Raw genomic sequence first — 15,055 nt, forward strand, 5'->3', positions numbered from 1 at the left:
AATTAGTCAAACTGGTCAAAGCGCTGGTTCAGGTCTTGTGTGAATTTTTCGAAGAACATCAACGCCCGCACAGGCCCTACTGCCGCGACGGCATCGTGCTGCTGGTCCAGCAGGGTGGCACATTGTTGCAGCAATTGCGCGCGCGATGTATCCACTTCCTCCTGCAACGCCTCCAGCGCGGGCACTGTCGCTGCGTCATCCAATGCCTCACGCCATTCCATCTGCTGCATCAGAAATGCCGCCGGCATGGCGGTGTTGCTATGGGCATTCACGGGCGCACCTCCCAGTTCACACAGATAGGCCGCGCGCTTGAGCGGGTCCTTCAGGCGTTGGTAGGCCTCGTTGATGCGAACGGACCATTGCATGGCCACGCGCTGGGCGGCGGCCCCTTGCGCGGCAAACTTGTCAGGATGGGCTTCGCGCTGCAGCGCCTTCCAGCGGGCGTCCAGTGCAGCGCGGTCCTGTGCGAACTGCCGGGTCAGGCCAAACAGTTCGAAATCATCGGCCTGCAGGTTCACACGCGGAAGGATTCACCGCACCCACACTTGTCGCGTTCGTTGGGGTTGTTGAAGCGGAAACCTTCATTCAACCCTTCACGCACAAAGTCCAGTTGCGTACCGTCGATGTAAGCCAGACTTTTGGGGTCGACCAGCACCTTCACACCAAAACCTTCAAACACGATGTCTTCCGGCGACAACTCATCCACGTACTCAAGCTGGTAGGCCAGCCCGGAGCAACCCGTGGTTTTGACGCCCAGACGCACGCCCACGCCCTTTCCGCGTTTGGTCAGGTAGCGCGTTACGTGCCGTGCCGCGGCCTCAGTCAGGGTCACAGACATATCAGTTCAGGTGTTTTTTCTTGTAATCGTCCACTGCCGCCTTGATGGCGTCTTCGGCCAGGATGGAGCAATGGATCTTCACGGGCGGGAGCGCCAGTTCTTCGGCGATCTGGCTGTTTTTCAACGCGGCCGCTTCGTCCAGCGTCTTGCCCTTGACCCATTCGGTCACCAGCGAGCTGGAGGCAATGGCTGAGCCACAGCCATAGGTTTTGAAGCGCGCATCTTCAATCACGCCGGTTTGCGGGTTGACCTTGATTTGCAGCTTCATCACGTCACCGCAAGCGGGCGCGCCCACCATGCCGGTGCCCACGCTGTCGTCGCCTTTTTCAAAGCTGCCGACATTGCGGGGATTTTCGTAGTGATCAACGACTTTGTCTGAATATGCCATGTTGTTTCTCCAAAATCTTTAGTGCGCAGCCCACTGGATGGTGCTGATATCAATGCCTTCTTTGTACATGTCCCACAGGGGGCTCAGGTCACGCAGCTTGGCCACGTTCTTCTTGATGGTGTCCACGGCGTAGTCGATATCGGCCTCGGTGGTCCAGCGCCCAATCGTCATGCGCAGGCTGCTGTGGGCCAGTTCGTCGCTACGGCCCAAGGCGCGCAGCACATAGCTGGGCTCCAACGAGGCAGAGGTACAGGCGGAACCCGACGACACGGCCAGGCCCTTGATACCCATGATCAGCGACTCGCCTTCGACGTAGTTGAAGCTCATGTTCAGGTTATGAGGCACGCGCTTGGACTCGTGGCCGTTGATAAACACCTGCTCAATGTCCTTGAGGCCGTTCAGCATGCGGTCATGCAGCGCCTGAATGCGGATGTTCTCGGCGTGCATTTCTTCCTTGGCGATGCGGTAGGCCTCACCCATGCCAACGATTTGGTGCGTAGGCAAGGTGCCGCTGCGCATGCCGCGCTCGTGACCACCACCGTGCATTTGTGCTTCCAGGCGGATGCGCGGCTTGCGGCGCACAAACAGCGCGCCAATGCCCTTGGGGCCATAGGTTTTGTGCGAGGTCAGGCTCATCAGGTCCACCGGCAACGTCGCCATGTCGATGTCCACACGGCCCGTCGCTTGCGCGGCGTCCACATGAAAAATCACGCCTTTTTCACGGCAGATGGTACCGATGGCGGCGATGTCCTGGATCACGCCGATCTCGTTGTTCACGAACATCACGCTGGCCAGGATGGTGTCAGGGCGGATGGCGGCCTTGAAGGCCTCCAGGTTCACCAGACCGTCTTCCTGCACGTCCAGATAGGTCACTTCAAAGCCTTGGCGCTCCAGTTCACGGCAAGTGTCCAGCACCGCCTTGTGTTCGGTCTTGACGGTGATGATGTGCTTGCCCTTGGACTTGTAAAAGTGCGCGGCACCCTTCAGGGCCAGGTTGTTGGACTCGGTAGCACCCGAAGTCCAGACGATTTCACGCGGATCGGCGTGGATCAACGCGGCAACTTGCTCACGTGCTTTTTCAACTGCGGCCTCAGCTTCCCAGCCCCAGGCGTGGCTGCGTGATGCGGGGTTGCCAAAGTGGTTGCGCAACCAGGGAACCATGGCATCCACCACCCGCTCGTCGCAAGGGTTGGTGGCGCTGTAGTCCATGTAAATGGGGAAATGGGGGGTGGTGTCCATGGCTGGCTCGATGCTGGCTAAATATTGAAACGAAAATCAGGATTTGGAGAACGCGTTACCCAGGGCAAAAACCGAGTTGGGCGCGTTCACACGGATGGGTTTGACCACGGGCATGGCCGAAATGGCGCGCTTCACGCTGGGCTTGTCTTCCACCTGGAGGCCCTTGGCCAACTGGTCATCCACGAGCTTCTGCAGGCTCACGGAGTCCAAAAACTCCACCATGCGGGTGTTGAGAGATGCCCACAGGTCATGGGTCATGCAGCGGTTGCCCTCGCCCAGGCAGTTTTCCTTGCCGGCGCATTGGGTCGCGTCGATGGGCTCATCCACCGACACGATGATGTCGGCGACGGTAATTTCGCTAGCTTTGCGGGCCAGGGTGTAGCCGCCACCGGGGCCACGGGTGGATTCCACCAGTTCGTGGCGGCGCAGCTTGCCAAACAGCTGTTCCAGGTAGGACAGGGAAATTTGCTGGCGCTGGCTGATGGCCGCCAAAGTCACCGGGCCGGAGCTCTGACGCAGACCCAGATCGATCATGGCGGTGACCGCAAAACGGCCTTTGGTGGTGAGACGCATGGCAAGCTCCTTGAGTCGCGTTGGTTGACTAAGCAACTCAAGTATACCAAGAAACCTACCAATCCGCTCAGGTACCTAGACCGGGCAGTCGCATTCCCGAGTTACTTGGAAGGAGATGGCAGAATCACCAGGTTGTCCGCCCCTGGTGCCCCGAACGCCTGCTCCTTGAGGATGTGCAACTGGTCGCGCACGCGGGCCGCCTTTTCGAACTCCAAGTTGCGGGCATGTTCCATCATGAGTTTCTCCAGGCGCTTGATCTCGCGTGAAATATCCTTCTCGCTCATGTCCTCCACCTGGGCGCGCTGCTGGGCGTCGCGCTCCAGGCGTTCAGCCTCTTTGCCCGCTTTTTCACTGTAGACGCCGTCAATCAGGTCACGCACCTTCTTGACGATGGCCTTGGGTGTAATACCCCGCTCCAGATTGTGGGCAATCTGCTTTTTGCGCCGCCGTTCGGTCTCGCCAATGGCGCGCTCCATGGAGTCGGTCCGCTTGTCGGCGTACAGGATGGCCTTGCCCTCCAAGTTACGGGCCGCACGGCCAATGGTCTGGATCAGCGAACGCTCGGAGCGCAAAAAGCCTTCCTTGTCCGCGTCCAGAATCGCCACCAACGACACCTCGGGAATGTCCAGACCTTCGCGCAGCAAGTTGATACCCACCAGCACATCAAAGGTGCCCAGGCGCAGGTCGCGCAGGATTTCCACGCGTTCCACCGTGTCCACGTCACTGTGCAGGTAGCGCACCTTCACGCCGTTGTCGGTCAAGTAATCCGTCAACTGCTCTGCCATGCGCTTGGTCAGCGTGGTGATGAGCACGCGCTCGTTCTTGTCGACACGGATGCGGATTTCCTGCAGCACGTCATCCACCTGGCTGGTAGCTGGGCGCACTTCCACCTCGGGATCCACCAGGCCTGTGGGGCGCACCAACTGCTCCACGACCTGACCGGCATGCGCTTTTTCCCAGTCCGCCGGCGTGGCCGACACAAAGATCGCCTGGCGCATCTTGGTCTCGAACTCCTCAAACTTCAGCGGCCGGTTGTCCAGGGCACTAGGCAGCCGGAATCCGTACTCCACCAGCGTGGTCTTGCGCGCCCGGTCCCCGTTGTACATGCCGCCAAATTGGCCGATCAGCACATGGCTTTCGTCGAGGAACATCACCGCATCCTTGGGAAGGTAATCGGTCAAGGTAGACGGTGGTTCACCCGGCGCCGTGCCGCTCAGATGGCGCGAGTAGTTCTCAATGCCCTTGCAGTGCCCCACTTCGCTGAGCATTTCCAGATCAAAGCGCGTGCGCTGCTCCAGCCGCTGGGCCTCCACCAATTTGCCCATGCTGACGAACTCTTTCAGGCGGTCCGACAACTCAGCCTTGATGGTCTCCACGGCGGCCAGTACCTGGTCGCGCGGCGTCACATAGTGGCTGCTGGGATAAACGGTGAAGCGCGGGATCTTCTGGCGGATGCGCCCGGTGAGCGGGTCGAACAGCTGCAGGCTCTCGATCTCGTCGTCAAACAGCTCCACGCGGATCGCCATCTCGGAGTGCTCGGCCGGAAAGATGTCGATGGTGTCGCCGCGCACGCGAAAGGCGCCGCGGCTGAAATCCATGTCGTTGCGCTGGTACTGCATGCGTACCAGCTGGGCAATCATGTCGCGCTGGCCCAGCTTGTCCCCCGTGCGCAGCGTCATCACCATCTGGTGGTAACTCTCGGGCTTGCCAATACCGTAAATGGCCGAGACGGTGGCAACAATTACCACGTCGCGCCGCTCGAGCAGGCTCTTGGTACAACTCAGGCGCATCTGTTCGATGTGCTCGTTGATCGCGCTGTCCTTCTCGATGAACAAGTCGCGCTGCGGCACATAGGCCTCGGGCTGGTAGTAGTCGTAGTAGCTGACGAAATACTCCACCGCGTTCTTGGGGAAGAACTCGCGAAACTCGCTGTACAACTGCGCAGCCAGCGTCTTGTTGGGTGCAAAGACGATGGCCGGCCTCCCCAAGCGGGCAATCACATTGGCCATGGTGAAAGTCTTGCCCGAACCGGTCACACCCAGCAGGGTTTGGAACACCTCGCCATCGGTCACCCCTTCCACCAGTTGGTCAATCGCCTCCGGCTGGTCACCTGCGGGAGGGTACGGCTGGTACAGCTCATAGGGCGAATCCGGAAAACGCACAAAGGTACCTGTGCGTACCTGTTCTGCATCGTCGGTGACTGCGGGAGTGGGCTGGGGGGAAGACATGACTGCGTGCTCAAAGGGGCAAAAGCAGAACTGTAGACTAGACCGAGAATCTCCAGGACCCCGCCATGGCAAATCCCTCTTTTCTCGGTACCGCCCTCCCCTTGATTCAGGCGCCCATGGCAGGTGTGCAGGGCCACGCGCTAGCCACTGCCGTGTGCAATGCTGGCGGGTTGGGCTCCATTCCCGCAGCCATGCTGAGCCTCGATGGGCTGCGCACCGAACTCACCCAGCTCACTGCGCTGACCGAGAAGCCCTACAACGTCAACTTCTTCTGCCACACGCCGCCCGAGCCGGACGCCGCGCGTGACGCGGTCTGGCAGCAGGCCCTTGCGCCCTTTTTTGCAGAACTCGGACTTTCGCAGGCCGACATCGTTCCCGGGCCGGGCCGGGCTCCTTTCAGCGACCAGGTCGCCGACGTAGTCGAGGCATTCAAGCCCCCGGTGGTGAGCTTCCATTTCGGTCTGCCATCCCCGCAATTGCTGGCGCGCGTCAAGGCTTGGGGCAGTGTGGTGCTGGGTAACGCCACCACGGTGGACGAGGCCCTGTGGCTGCAGACCCAGGGTGTTGACGCCATCATTGCCCAGGGCCTGGAGGCTGGAGGCCACCGCGGCATCTTCCTTGGCGACGACCTGAGCACCCAGGTGGGCACCATGGCCCTGCTGCCGCAGATCGTGCAAGCAGTGCAGGTGCCGGTGATTGCCGCGGGTGGCATTGCCGATGCAGCCGGCGTGGCCGCAGCCATGGCGCTGGGAGCATCGGCCGTGCAGGTTGGCACCGCCTATATGTGCTGCCCCGAGTCCACCACCTCGGCCCTGCACCGCGCCGTCCTGCAAAGCCCCGCTGCGCGCCACACGGCGCTGACCACCCTGTTCACCGGCCGCCCGGCACGCGGCATCGTGAACCGGTTGATGCGCGAACTCGGGCCGCTAAGCCCTGCCGCCCCCGCCTTTCCGCTGGCCACCAGCGCCATCGCACCGCTGCGCGCACGCGCGGAGAGCCAAGGCAGCACCGATTTTTCGCCCCTGTGGAGCGGGCAAAACGCTTCCCATTGCTGCAATCTGCCCGCCGCCGAGGTGACGCGTGCACTGGCACAGGGCCTGGCGCGTTAAGCACCCAGAAAAGGCACCAGCGCGGTGCCCGGTAAAATAGGGATTACCCGCATCGCAGGCCGCGGTACCGGGTAACCCCCACGACATTCCAATCACAGGACTTTTTCATGTCTCTTTTCTCTGCCGTCGAAATGGCTCCCCGCGACCCCATCCTGGGTCTGAACGAACAATTCAACGCTGATACCAACCCCAACAAAGTGAACCTGGGCGTAGGCGTGTATTTCGACGACAACGGCAAACTGCCCCTGCTGCAGTGCGTGCAAGCTGCTGAAAAGACCATGATGGACAAGCCCACCGCGCGCGGCTACCTGCCCATCGACGGCATCGTGGCCTACGACAACGCCGTCAAGGGCCTGGTGTTCGGTGCCGACAGCGAACCCGTTACCTCCGGCCGCGTGGCCACCGTGCAGGCCATTGGCGGCACCGGCGGCCTGAAGATTGGCGCTGACTTCCTGAAAAAACTGAACCCCACGGCCAAGGTGCTGATCTCCGACCCCAGCTGGGAAAACCACCGCGCGCTGTTCACCAATGCCGGTTTTGAAGTGGGCACCTATGCATACTTTGATGCTGCTGCCAATGGCGGCAAGGGCGGTGTGAACTTTGAAGGCTACCTGGCCAGCCTGAACGCCGCTGAACCCGGCACCATTGTTGTGCTGCACGCCTGCTGCCACAACCCCACCGGCTACGACATCACCCCCGCGCAATGGGACCAAGTCATTGCCGTGGTGAAAGCCAAGAACCTGACCCCCTTCCTGGACATGGCCTACCAGGGCTTTGGCTACGGCATTGCCGAAGACGGCGCCGTGATCGCCAAATTTGTCGCCGCCGGCCTGAGCTTCTTTGTATCCACCAGCTTCTCCAAGAGCTTCAGCCTCTACGGCGAGCGCGTCGGTGGCCTGTCCGTGCTGTGCAAGGACAAGGAAGAAGCCGGCCGCGTGCTGTCGCAACTGAAAATCGTCATCCGCACCAACTACTCCAACCCACCCACCCACGGTGGCGCCGTGGTGGCTGCGGTGCTGAACAACCCCGAGCTGCGTGCATTGTGGGAAAAGGAGCTGGGCGAAATGCGCGTGCGCATCAAGGCCATGCGCCAGAAGCTGGTCGACGGCCTCAAGGCTGCGGGTGTCAAGCAGGACATGTCCTTCATCACCACCCAAATCGGCATGTTCAGCTACTCCGGCCTGTCCAAGGACCAAATGGTGCGTCTGCGTTCCGAGTTCGGCGTGTACGGCACCGACACCGGCCGCATGTGCGTGGCCGCGCTGAACAGCAAAAACATCGACTACGTCTGCCAGGCGATTGCCAAGGTCATCTAACTTGATGACAAAAAAAGCTGCTAGCCCCCGTGCAATATGCGCCAGCAGCTCCTGAAACCATAGCAAAGGCATCACTTTGACTATGCGCGGTCTGGCTTTGGTAGTGGCGTGGGGGCTCTCTGTGGGCCAGGCCTGGGCGGGGGCCAACCACACACACGCCAGCTACCGGGCGCTGGAGAAAATGCCCGAGGTGGCCCACGCCCCCCGGGTCAGTGCCGAGCCGCTGGATGCCTTTCTCAGGGCCGAGGAAAAAACCCTGGAGGCCCTGCTGGCCAGCCATGAAGCCTGGGCTGTGGCCTCGCTGGACAACTACCCGCCGCGCCCCGAGGCACTGGCCTTTGTGGCCAACCCGGCACGCAACGACGATGCCCGCCGCCAGGCCTTTATGACCGCCCTGCGCGTCGCCCCCAACAGCAAATGGGCCCTGTACGTGCAACCGGACGCCCAGGACCCAGCAGCGACCAGCGGCCTGTTGGCCTGGACCGATATCAGCCCCCTGCCCGCCAGCAGCTTGCCGCTGGCCAGTGCGCGTCAGTTCTTGGCCCTGCGCCCCGGAGAACTGGTAAGTGCGCTCGCCGTGGTGGCAACCGCCACGGACGAACCCGGCTATGGGCTGGACGCCTTTCTGTGGGACGACAGCCCCGGTCCCTGGGGCCGCCAGTATGGGCTGGGGCCACAGCCGTTCGGCAACCCCGCGCTGGTGGCCGACGCCCAGGCGCCTTTCAACATGGGGTTTTTTCACGAAGACCGCATGCTGCTGGGCGTGGCCCCCTGGGCCAAACGCTCGCTGGTGCTGCTGCGCTTTTACCAGTACTCCAGCCTGGCATCGCTGGCCTTCCGCACCGGCCATGAGTACTGGGGCTGGCGCTTTGCAGGCCTAGCGCTGCACTATGTCCAGGCCCTCACCCAGCCCTACCACGCCAGCCTGGCGCCTGGCGAATCCACGGCCAAACTGCTGGGCTTCTATGCCATGTCCCGCCTGGGTATGCCGCGCTTGCGCAACGAGCAGATCCGCCTGATTGCCAATCGCCGGGTGGCGCTGGACCTGGTGCAGGCCGAGTGGCTGGAATCGGCTGACAAGGCCCTGCAGGCCAGCGACAAGGACCGAAACTACCCCGAATGGAACGACCGCTACGTGCGGGACGTGGTGGCCGCTCAATCCGCGGCAGCGGGGAATCGGGCCCAGGCTACCCTGCTAGCCTGCCTTCCACCAGAATGGGTGTCAGACCCGATGGTAGATTTACTGGCGCCGGAGCACACTCTGGCGCCGCTGGAAGATGTACTGCGCAACGAGCCCGCCAAGCGGGCACGGCTGCAGGCGCTGCTGGCGGAATGGATGGGCAATTTTGGTGCGCACAGCCGCAACGCCTTACGGGCTATTGTCAAATCCGGCAACCTGTATTAAAGCAATTGCTGTTATATTGCACTGCAACATTTACGAGGTCTCCCCATGCTGTACCAGCTCTATGAAACCCAACGCTCCCTGATGGAGTCGTTTTCTGACCTGGCCCTGGCCGCAGCCAAGCTCTACAGCAACCCGCTGTCCGTCGTTGGCCAAAACCCTTTCGCCCAACGCCTGTCGGCGGGTTACGACCTGATGCACCGCTTGGGCAAGGACTACGAAAAACCAGAATTCGGCCTGCGCACCATCGATGTGGACGGCGTGGACGTGGCCATCCATGAGCGCGTAGAAGTGACCAAACCCTTCTGCGAGCTTCGCCGCTTCAAACGCTTCACCGACGACCCGGCCACCCTGTCCAAGATCAAGGGCCAGCCCGTGGTGCTCATCGTCGCACCGCTCTCCGGCCACTACGCCACGCTGCTGCGCGACACGGTCAAGACCATGCTCAAAGACCACAAGGTCTACATCACCGACTGGAAAAATGCCCGGCTGGTGCCCTTGGCGGACGGTGAATTCCATCTCGATGACTACGTGAACTACGTGCAAGAGTTCATCCGCCACGTGCAGGGCAAGTACGGCAACTGCCACGTCATGAGCGTGTGCCAGCCCACCGTGCCAGTGCTGGCCGCCGTGTCGCTCATGGCCAGCCGCGGCGAAACCACACCCCTAACCATGACCATGATGGGTGGCCCGATCGACGCCCGCAAATCGCCCACCGCGGTGAACAACCTGGCCATGAACAAGAGCCACAGCTGGTTCGAGAACAACGTGATCTACCGCGTGCCCAGCAACTTCCCCGGAGCAGGCCGCCGCGTCTACCCGGGCTTCCTGCAGCACACCGGCTTTGTGGCCATGAACCCCGACCACCACGCCAAAAGCCACTACGACTACTTCAAAGACCTGATCAAGGGCGACGACGCCAGCACCGAAGCCCACCGCAAGTTCTACGACGAGTACAACGCCGTGCTGGACATGGATGCCGACTACTACCTGGAGACCATCAAGGTGGTGTTCCAGGAGTTCAGCCTGGTCAACGGCACCTGGGATGTGAAAAATCCCCAGGGCAAGCTGGAACGCGTGAAGCCCGCCGACATCAAGACCACCGCACTCATGTCCGTCGAAGGCGAGCTGGACGACATCTCCGGCGCAGGCCAGACCGAGGCCGTGCACGAGATCTGCAGCGGCGTGCCCAAGAGCCAGCAGCGCCACTTTGAAGCCAAGGGTGCCGGCCACTACGGCATCTTCTCGGGCCGCCGCTGGCGCGAACATGTGTATCCGCAGGTCAAGGCCTTCATCAAAGCCCACACCGAGCCAGTTGTAGCCAAAAAAGTGGCTGTAGCCCCCGTAAAACCTGCGCCGACAGCTCCTAAAAAGGTAGCAGCCAAGCGCAGCGTCAAGAGCAAGTGACCGCCGGCACGACCGCTGCACCAGCCTTGGTGCAGCGCCTGCTGGATGCCCTGCCCCAGACCCAGTGCACCCGCTGCGGCTACCCGGACTGCGCGGGTTATGCGCAGGCCGTGGCATCGGGCGAGGCGGGCATCAACCAGTGCCCCCCTGGCGGCGCAGAAGGCATCGCACGGCTGGCGGCCATCACCGGCCAGCCCGTCGTGCCGCTGGACCCGGCGTTTGGCGTGGAAGGCCCGCGCAGCGTGGCCTTTATCGACGAGGCCTGGTGCATTGGCTGCACGCTCTGTATTGCGGCCTGCCCTACCGACGCCATCATTGGCAGCAACAAGCGCATGCACACCGTGCAGGAACAGCATTGCACCGGCTGCGAGCTCTGCCTGCCTGTGTGCCCGGTGGATTGCATCCTGCTCGAGAACGTAACGGGCACGCAGACCGGCTGGAGCGCCTGGCCCCAGCCCCTGGCCGACTCCGCCCGCGCACGCTACCGCGAGAACCAGGCACGCCGTGCCCGCGAAGAAACGGAACAGGCCCAGCGGCTGGTGGAAAAAGCGGAAATGAAGCTGGCAGACCTGCCCGCCCATTCCCAGCACACCGACCCCGCCGTGCTGGACAAGAAACGCGCGGTGATTGAAGCCGCCCTGGCACGGGCCCGCGCCAAGCAAGCCTCCAAACCCTCCTAACTCGCCACCAGGCTTTTGTAGACGCCGCAGCCGACGTACACGTCATCCACCTGCTGGACAAAGGAGAGCTTGGTCTGCACCTTGCCCGTGGCGGGGTTGGTAATTTCATATTCCACCCAGCCCGGGCCCTGACCCGCCTGGTGGACGATGGATTCGACCAGGGCATCGCCGTCAATGCCCGGCACATCCTGAACCCGCGTGCCCACCTTGGCCGGGTTACCGCCAAAGGCCAGGTAGGTGCCCTTGCGGTCCAGCACGAAGACATACATGTCACGGTCAAACAGGCCACTCTCCTTGGGCGTGACTTGCCGCAGGAAGGTCTCACGCGAGCCAATGCGCTGATGCATTTCAACCGCACGCTCCACCAGCGCGCGTGCTTCATCCGTCGTGCCTTGCTGCAGTTTGAACACCTCGACCGCCTTGGACAAGGTGGAGGCACGCTCCTGCAAATCGGTCGACTGGGCAACCGCGCGCTCGACCATGGCGGCGTTCTGCTGGGTGATTTCGTCGAGCTGGCGCACCGCGGCGGTGATCTCGGACAGGCTGGAGCTTTGCTCAGCGCTGGACGCCGAGATCTGCGACATATTGACCGCCACCCCACGCACACCTTCCACGATGCGGTTGATGTTGTCCCCCGCTGCCCGGATCTGCGCCACACCGGTGGCCACCTGCGCACTGGACGAGGTGATGAGCTTGCGGATTTCCTTGGCCGACTCGGCGGAGCGCCCGGCCAGCGAACGCACCTCGGAAGCCACCACGGCAAAGCCACGGCCCGACTCGCCAGCCCGCGCGGCTTCCACCGCTGCGTTCAGGGCCAGAATATTGGTCTGAAAGGCCAGGCCGTCGATCACGCCCACGATTTCATCCATGCGCTTGGTGCTGGCCTCGATCGCCTCCACCGAGGCAATGGCCTGCACCATGCCCCGCGCGCCCTCTTCGGCGGTTTCGCGCACACGCTGGGTGGTGGCGTCCGACTGCTGGGCCACCTGGGCATTGCCCTCCACGGTGGACGAAAGTTCTTCCACACTGGCGGCCGTTTGCTCCAGGTTGGCGGCCTGCTGCTCGGTGCGGCCGGAGAGCGCCTCATTGCCACGCACCAGGCTGCCGCCCGCGTGGGACACCAGCGCGGCATTGCTGCGCACACTGGCCACCATGATGGACACATTGGTCACCATGGAATGCATGGCCAGCGCCATGTCAGACAGTTCATCCTTTCCCAGCACCTGGGGCTTGTGGCGCAGATTGCCGCTGGCCGTCTGCTTCATGAACTCCAGCACCTCCCGCAGGTCGGCCATGAAGCTGATGTTGAACGCCAGCATGAAGTACACCACCAGCAGCACGGCCACGCCGCTGCCCAGGACGGTCATCCACAGCATGCGGGTCGAGGAACTCAGCCGGCTTTGCAGTTGCTCCTGCACCCCCGTGATGGAGGAGCGCTGGAACTTGGTGACTTCGCCAATCGTCTGGCTGCTCGCCGCGAAATAGGCCTGCGAATCGCTGACGGCGGCACCGCTTGCAAAGCGCTCGCGCGCCATACGCGAAAACTCTGTGGTGGCGGCCTGGGCCTGGGTGGCCGCAGGGTCCTTGGATCCCAGCTTGACCATCAAACCTTGCGAATACTGCGCATCACGCACCCAGGCGTCCAACGCATCGAGCTGGGTACGCACACGGGCGGCCCCAGCCTCATCGAGCGTGGGCTGGCTCAGCAACCCGGCGCCTAGGCCGCGCAGCTTGGCAACCTGCTCGGTCCAGGGAATGACGCGCGACACCACGGTGTCCATCAGCAAATAGGTCAGCGGGTCTGGGTCGTACAACAGACTGGAACTGTCGGCCACCCCATAGACAAAGCGGCCCAGGTCTTCCACCAAGGCGGTGTGCTGGGCAAAGCTCTCAGGGGCGGACTTGCCCTCCAGCGAGGGCACCAGGGAATCAATGCGGCTGCGCAGGTCCCCCCAAGCAGCGGGCACAGGGAAGGCCGTCACGGCGCCCAGTTTTTTGTCCAAGGTATCACGCGCAGTGCGCAGGGCTTCGCGGGTCTTGTCACGTCCGGCTTGGGCACCGGTATTGCCGGACAGCACCATATTCGATTGGCCGCGGTGGGTTTGGATCTGGCGAATCAGCTCGCTGGTGTCGTCCACCAGCGCAATGCCTTCGAGCTCTGCCCTGGCAATCTCAATGTCACCGACCTCGCGCGCAATCAGCTGCCAGACGATGGCCAGCATGGGAAGCAGCAGCACTGCCGAGAGCAGGCCCAGCTTGGTGCCAAAGCGCATCTTGCGCATCACCCACATGCCTGCCGAAAAAATCCGACCTGTTTTCATTGTTGTCTCCTGGTCTGCGCAAAGACGCCGGCCCCAGAAAGCTGGCCGGCGCTGCGACGGCCGATAGACGGCCTGCCCTTCATTCAAACACCGCTAGCTGACTGTAAACCTACCGAAAGCGGTGCAAATGCCAAGAAACCAACAAAAAGCCCAGTCAAATTCTCCAAAAACCGACCGTTCAGGCTGTCAACGCGCTCACCACCTCCGGTGGCGCCTGCACCAGCTCAATCAGCACACCCTCGCCCGCAATCGGAAATTCATCATTGCTTTTGGGATGCAGAAATGTAATGTCGTAGCCCGCCGCCCCCTTGCGAATGCCCCCCGGCGCAAAGCGCACGCCCCGGGCCATAAGCCACTCCACGGCCACCGGCAGGTTGTCAATCCACAGGCCCACATGGTTCAGCGGCGTGGTGTGCACCGCAGGTTTCTTTTCTGGATCCAGCGGTTGCATCAGGTCCACTTCCACCTTGTAGGGGCCGGTGCCCATGGCGCAGATGTCCTCATCCACGTTCTCTTTTTCGCTCTTGAAGGTGCCGGTGACCTCCAGCCCCAGCATGTCCACCCACAGGGTTTGCAGACGCTTTTTGTCAGGGCCACCGATGGCAATCTGCTGGATGCCCAGCACCTTGAAGGGGCGTACGTTATTCATGTGCGTCGTCCTTGGGGAGGAGTTCTGGGAAATGGGTTTTCACCCATTGGGTGTATTCGGGGGACTGGCGAATTTCGTCCAAATCCGCGTCTTGAGGCCAATGAGAGGGTAACGCGCCTGCCTGCCTCGAGAGTTCCAGCTGTATTACGGCCTCTTTCACGCGCCCAGACAGGCCATAAAGACAAGCAAAGTTGTAAGCCAGCGCAGATGCAGCATTGCCGTATTGAGCAACGTGCTCCTCAAGTAATGACATTGCCTTTTGCAGCACCTTCATCGCCAGCGCCATCTGATTGGCGTCACGCAAAGCATGGAACTCATAAATTTGAGAACTGCACCAATTATTGACAGCCTCAAGCATGTCCGCTTTGATGCCCAAGGCGTGTGCGTACTTCTCACCTGCCTGGGCCCAGAGCTTGCGCGCTTCGGTCAAGTCCGTCTTGGCCAGCACCCTAGCTTCATCGTCAAGCGCACCGCCCCAGTTAAAAAGAGATTCGTGCCCGTCCGCCTTGATGCCCAAGGCCTGTGCATACTTTTTACCTGCGCGGGCCCAGATCTTGCGCGCTTCGGTCAGGTCCGTCTTGGCCAGCTCCTTGGCTTCAGCGCTCAGCGCATTGCCCCAGTTGTTGGCAGCTTCGTGCTTGTCCGCCTTGATGCCCAAGGCCTGTGCATACTTTTCACCTGCGCGAGCCCAGATCTTGCGCGCTTCGGTCAGGTCCGTCTTGGCCAGCTCCTTGGCTTCAGCGCTAAGCGCACTGCCCCAGTTGAAGGCAACTTCGTGCTTGTCCGCCTTGATACCTAAGGCCTGTGCATACTTTTCACCTGCGCGGGCCCAGATCTTGCGCGCTTCGGTCAGGTCCGTCTTGGCCAGCTCCTTGGCTTCAGCGCTAAGCGCACTGCCCCAGTTG

At 61.9% G+C, this 15,055-nt stretch carries 14 protein-coding genes; 5 read left to right on the forward strand and 9 right to left on the reverse strand.

The genetic code is table 11. From position 1 onward, the window contains the following. Window positions 1–2: 2 nt before the first annotated feature. The 6 genes from hscB to uvrB form a co-directional block, all read right to left on the reverse strand. A complete protein-coding gene (gene hscB, locus AC07OE_RS05335; protein WP_495069520.1) occupies window positions 3–518 on the reverse strand; it encodes a Fe-S protein assembly co-chaperone HscB in 516 nt (171 codons plus the stop codon). Then, window positions 515–838, reverse strand: a complete 324-nt coding sequence (iscA, locus tag AC07OE_RS05340; protein WP_322578475.1) for an iron-sulfur cluster assembly protein IscA — start codon at window positions 836–838, stop codon at window positions 515–517. Before iscA ends, hscB begins: the two co-directional genes overlap by 4 nt. A gap of 1 nt (window position 839) precedes the next feature. Next, on the reverse strand, window positions 840–1,226 hold the full coding sequence (gene iscU, locus AC07OE_RS05345) for a Fe-S cluster assembly scaffold IscU (RefSeq protein WP_094478757.1): 387 nt from the start codon (window positions 1,224–1,226) through the stop codon (window positions 840–842). An 18-nt stretch (window positions 1,227–1,244) separates the two neighbouring features. Then, window positions 1,245–2,465 carry an IscS subfamily cysteine desulfurase gene (locus tag AC07OE_RS05350; RefSeq protein WP_495069521.1) on the reverse strand — a complete coding sequence of 407 codons (1,221 nt, stop codon included), beginning with the start codon at window positions 2,463–2,465 and terminating at the stop codon, window positions 1,245–1,247. A gap of 36 nt (window positions 2,466–2,501) precedes the next feature. Continuing rightward, the gene (gene iscR, locus AC07OE_RS05355) at window positions 2,502–3,038 is read right to left on the reverse strand and encodes a Fe-S cluster assembly transcriptional regulator IscR (protein ID WP_495069522.1); all 537 of its coding nucleotides are present in this window, start codon (window positions 3,036–3,038) and stop codon (window positions 2,502–2,504) included. Between the two features lie 101 nt (window positions 3,039–3,139). Further along, window positions 3,140–5,266, reverse strand: a complete 2,127-nt coding sequence (gene uvrB, locus AC07OE_RS05360; protein ID WP_495069523.1) for an excinuclease ABC subunit UvrB — start codon at window positions 5,264–5,266, stop codon at window positions 3,140–3,142. 65 nt (window positions 5,267–5,331) lie between these two features. On the opposite strand from uvrB, the gene AC07OE_RS05365 reads away from it, so the two are divergent. From AC07OE_RS05365 to rsxB, 5 genes are all read left to right on the forward strand, one after another. Beyond that, window positions 5,332–6,375, forward strand: coding sequence for an NAD(P)H-dependent flavin oxidoreductase (locus AC07OE_RS05365; protein WP_495069524.1), 1,044 nt, complete (start codon window positions 5,332–5,334; stop codon window positions 6,373–6,375). 107 nt (window positions 6,376–6,482) lie between these two features. Further along, complete coding sequence (locus AC07OE_RS05370; RefSeq protein ID WP_495069525.1) at window positions 6,483–7,691, forward strand: amino acid aminotransferase; 1,209 nt, start codon at window positions 6,483–6,485, stop codon at window positions 7,689–7,691. 82 nt (window positions 7,692–7,773) lie between these two features. Continuing rightward, the gene (locus tag AC07OE_RS05375; protein ID WP_495069526.1) at window positions 7,774–9,096 is read left to right on the forward strand and encodes a hypothetical protein; all 1,323 of its coding nucleotides are present in this window, start codon (window positions 7,774–7,776) and stop codon (window positions 9,094–9,096) included. Window positions 9,097–9,141: 45 nt separating this feature from the next. Then, entirely contained in the window at window positions 9,142–10,500 is a 1,359-nt protein-coding gene (locus AC07OE_RS05380; protein ID WP_495069527.1) for a polyhydroxyalkanoate depolymerase, read from the forward strand. After that, complete coding sequence (rsxB, locus tag AC07OE_RS05385) at window positions 10,497–11,180, forward strand: electron transport complex subunit RsxB (RefSeq protein ID WP_495069528.1); 684 nt, start codon at window positions 10,497–10,499, stop codon at window positions 11,178–11,180. The genes AC07OE_RS05380 and rsxB overlap by 4 nt, the downstream gene beginning before the upstream one ends. Here rsxB and AC07OE_RS05390 read toward each other — a convergent pair. The 3 genes from AC07OE_RS05390 to AC07OE_RS05400 form a co-directional block, all read right to left on the reverse strand. After that, window positions 11,177–13,501 carry a methyl-accepting chemotaxis protein gene (locus AC07OE_RS05390; RefSeq protein WP_495069529.1) on the reverse strand — a complete coding sequence of 775 codons (2,325 nt, stop codon included), beginning with the start codon at window positions 13,499–13,501 and terminating at the stop codon, window positions 11,177–11,179. The genes rsxB and AC07OE_RS05390 overlap by 4 nt on opposite strands. Before the next feature lie 178 nt (window positions 13,502–13,679). Then, window positions 13,680–14,150 (reverse strand): VOC family protein, encoded by a 471-nt coding sequence (locus tag AC07OE_RS05395; protein WP_495069530.1) that lies wholly within the window; start codon window positions 14,148–14,150, stop codon window positions 13,680–13,682. Continuing rightward, a partial coding sequence (locus tag AC07OE_RS05400) for a hypothetical protein (protein WP_495069531.1) occupies window positions 14,143–15,055 on the reverse strand: 913 nt, incomplete at its 5' end. The genes AC07OE_RS05395 and AC07OE_RS05400, both read right to left, overlap by 8 nt.

Source organism: Rhodoferax sp. GW821-FHT09E07 (assembly GCF_059416145.1).

Excerpts from the sequence above, each read along its gene's own strand:
- iscA (WP_322578475.1), bottom strand. The coding sequence starts at position 838 with ATGTCTGTGACCCTGACTGAGGCCGCGGCACGGCACGTAACGCGCTAC.
- AC07OE_RS05380 (WP_495069527.1), top strand. The coding sequence starts at position 9,142 with ATGCTGTACCAGCTCTATGAAACCCAACGCTCCCTGATGGAGTCGTTT.
- AC07OE_RS05370 (WP_495069525.1), top strand. The coding sequence starts at position 6,483 with ATGTCTCTTTTCTCTGCCGTCGAAATGGCTCCCCGCGACCCCATCCTG.
- iscU (WP_094478757.1), bottom strand. The coding sequence starts at position 1,226 with ATGGCATATTCAGACAAAGTCGTTGATCACTACGAAAATCCCCGCAAT.
- AC07OE_RS05350 (WP_495069521.1), bottom strand. The coding sequence starts at position 2,465 with ATGGACACCACCCCCCATTTCCCCATTTACATGGACTACAGCGCCACC.
- AC07OE_RS05395 (WP_495069530.1), bottom strand. The coding sequence starts at position 14,150 with ATGAATAACGTACGCCCCTTCAAGGTGCTGGGCATCCAGCAGATTGCC.
- AC07OE_RS05365 (WP_495069524.1), top strand. The coding sequence starts at position 5,332 with ATGGCAAATCCCTCTTTTCTCGGTACCGCCCTCCCCTTGATTCAGGCG.
- AC07OE_RS05390 (WP_495069529.1), bottom strand. The coding sequence starts at position 13,501 with ATGAAAACAGGTCGGATTTTTTCGGCAGGCATGTGGGTGATGCGCAAG.
- iscR (WP_495069522.1), bottom strand. The coding sequence starts at position 3,038 with ATGCGTCTCACCACCAAAGGCCGTTTTGCGGTCACCGCCATGATCGAT.
- AC07OE_RS05375 (WP_495069526.1), top strand. The coding sequence starts at position 7,774 with ATGCGCGGTCTGGCTTTGGTAGTGGCGTGGGGGCTCTCTGTGGGCCAG.
- uvrB (WP_495069523.1), bottom strand. The coding sequence starts at position 5,266 with ATGTCTTCCCCCCAGCCCACTCCCGCAGTCACCGACGATGCAGAACAG.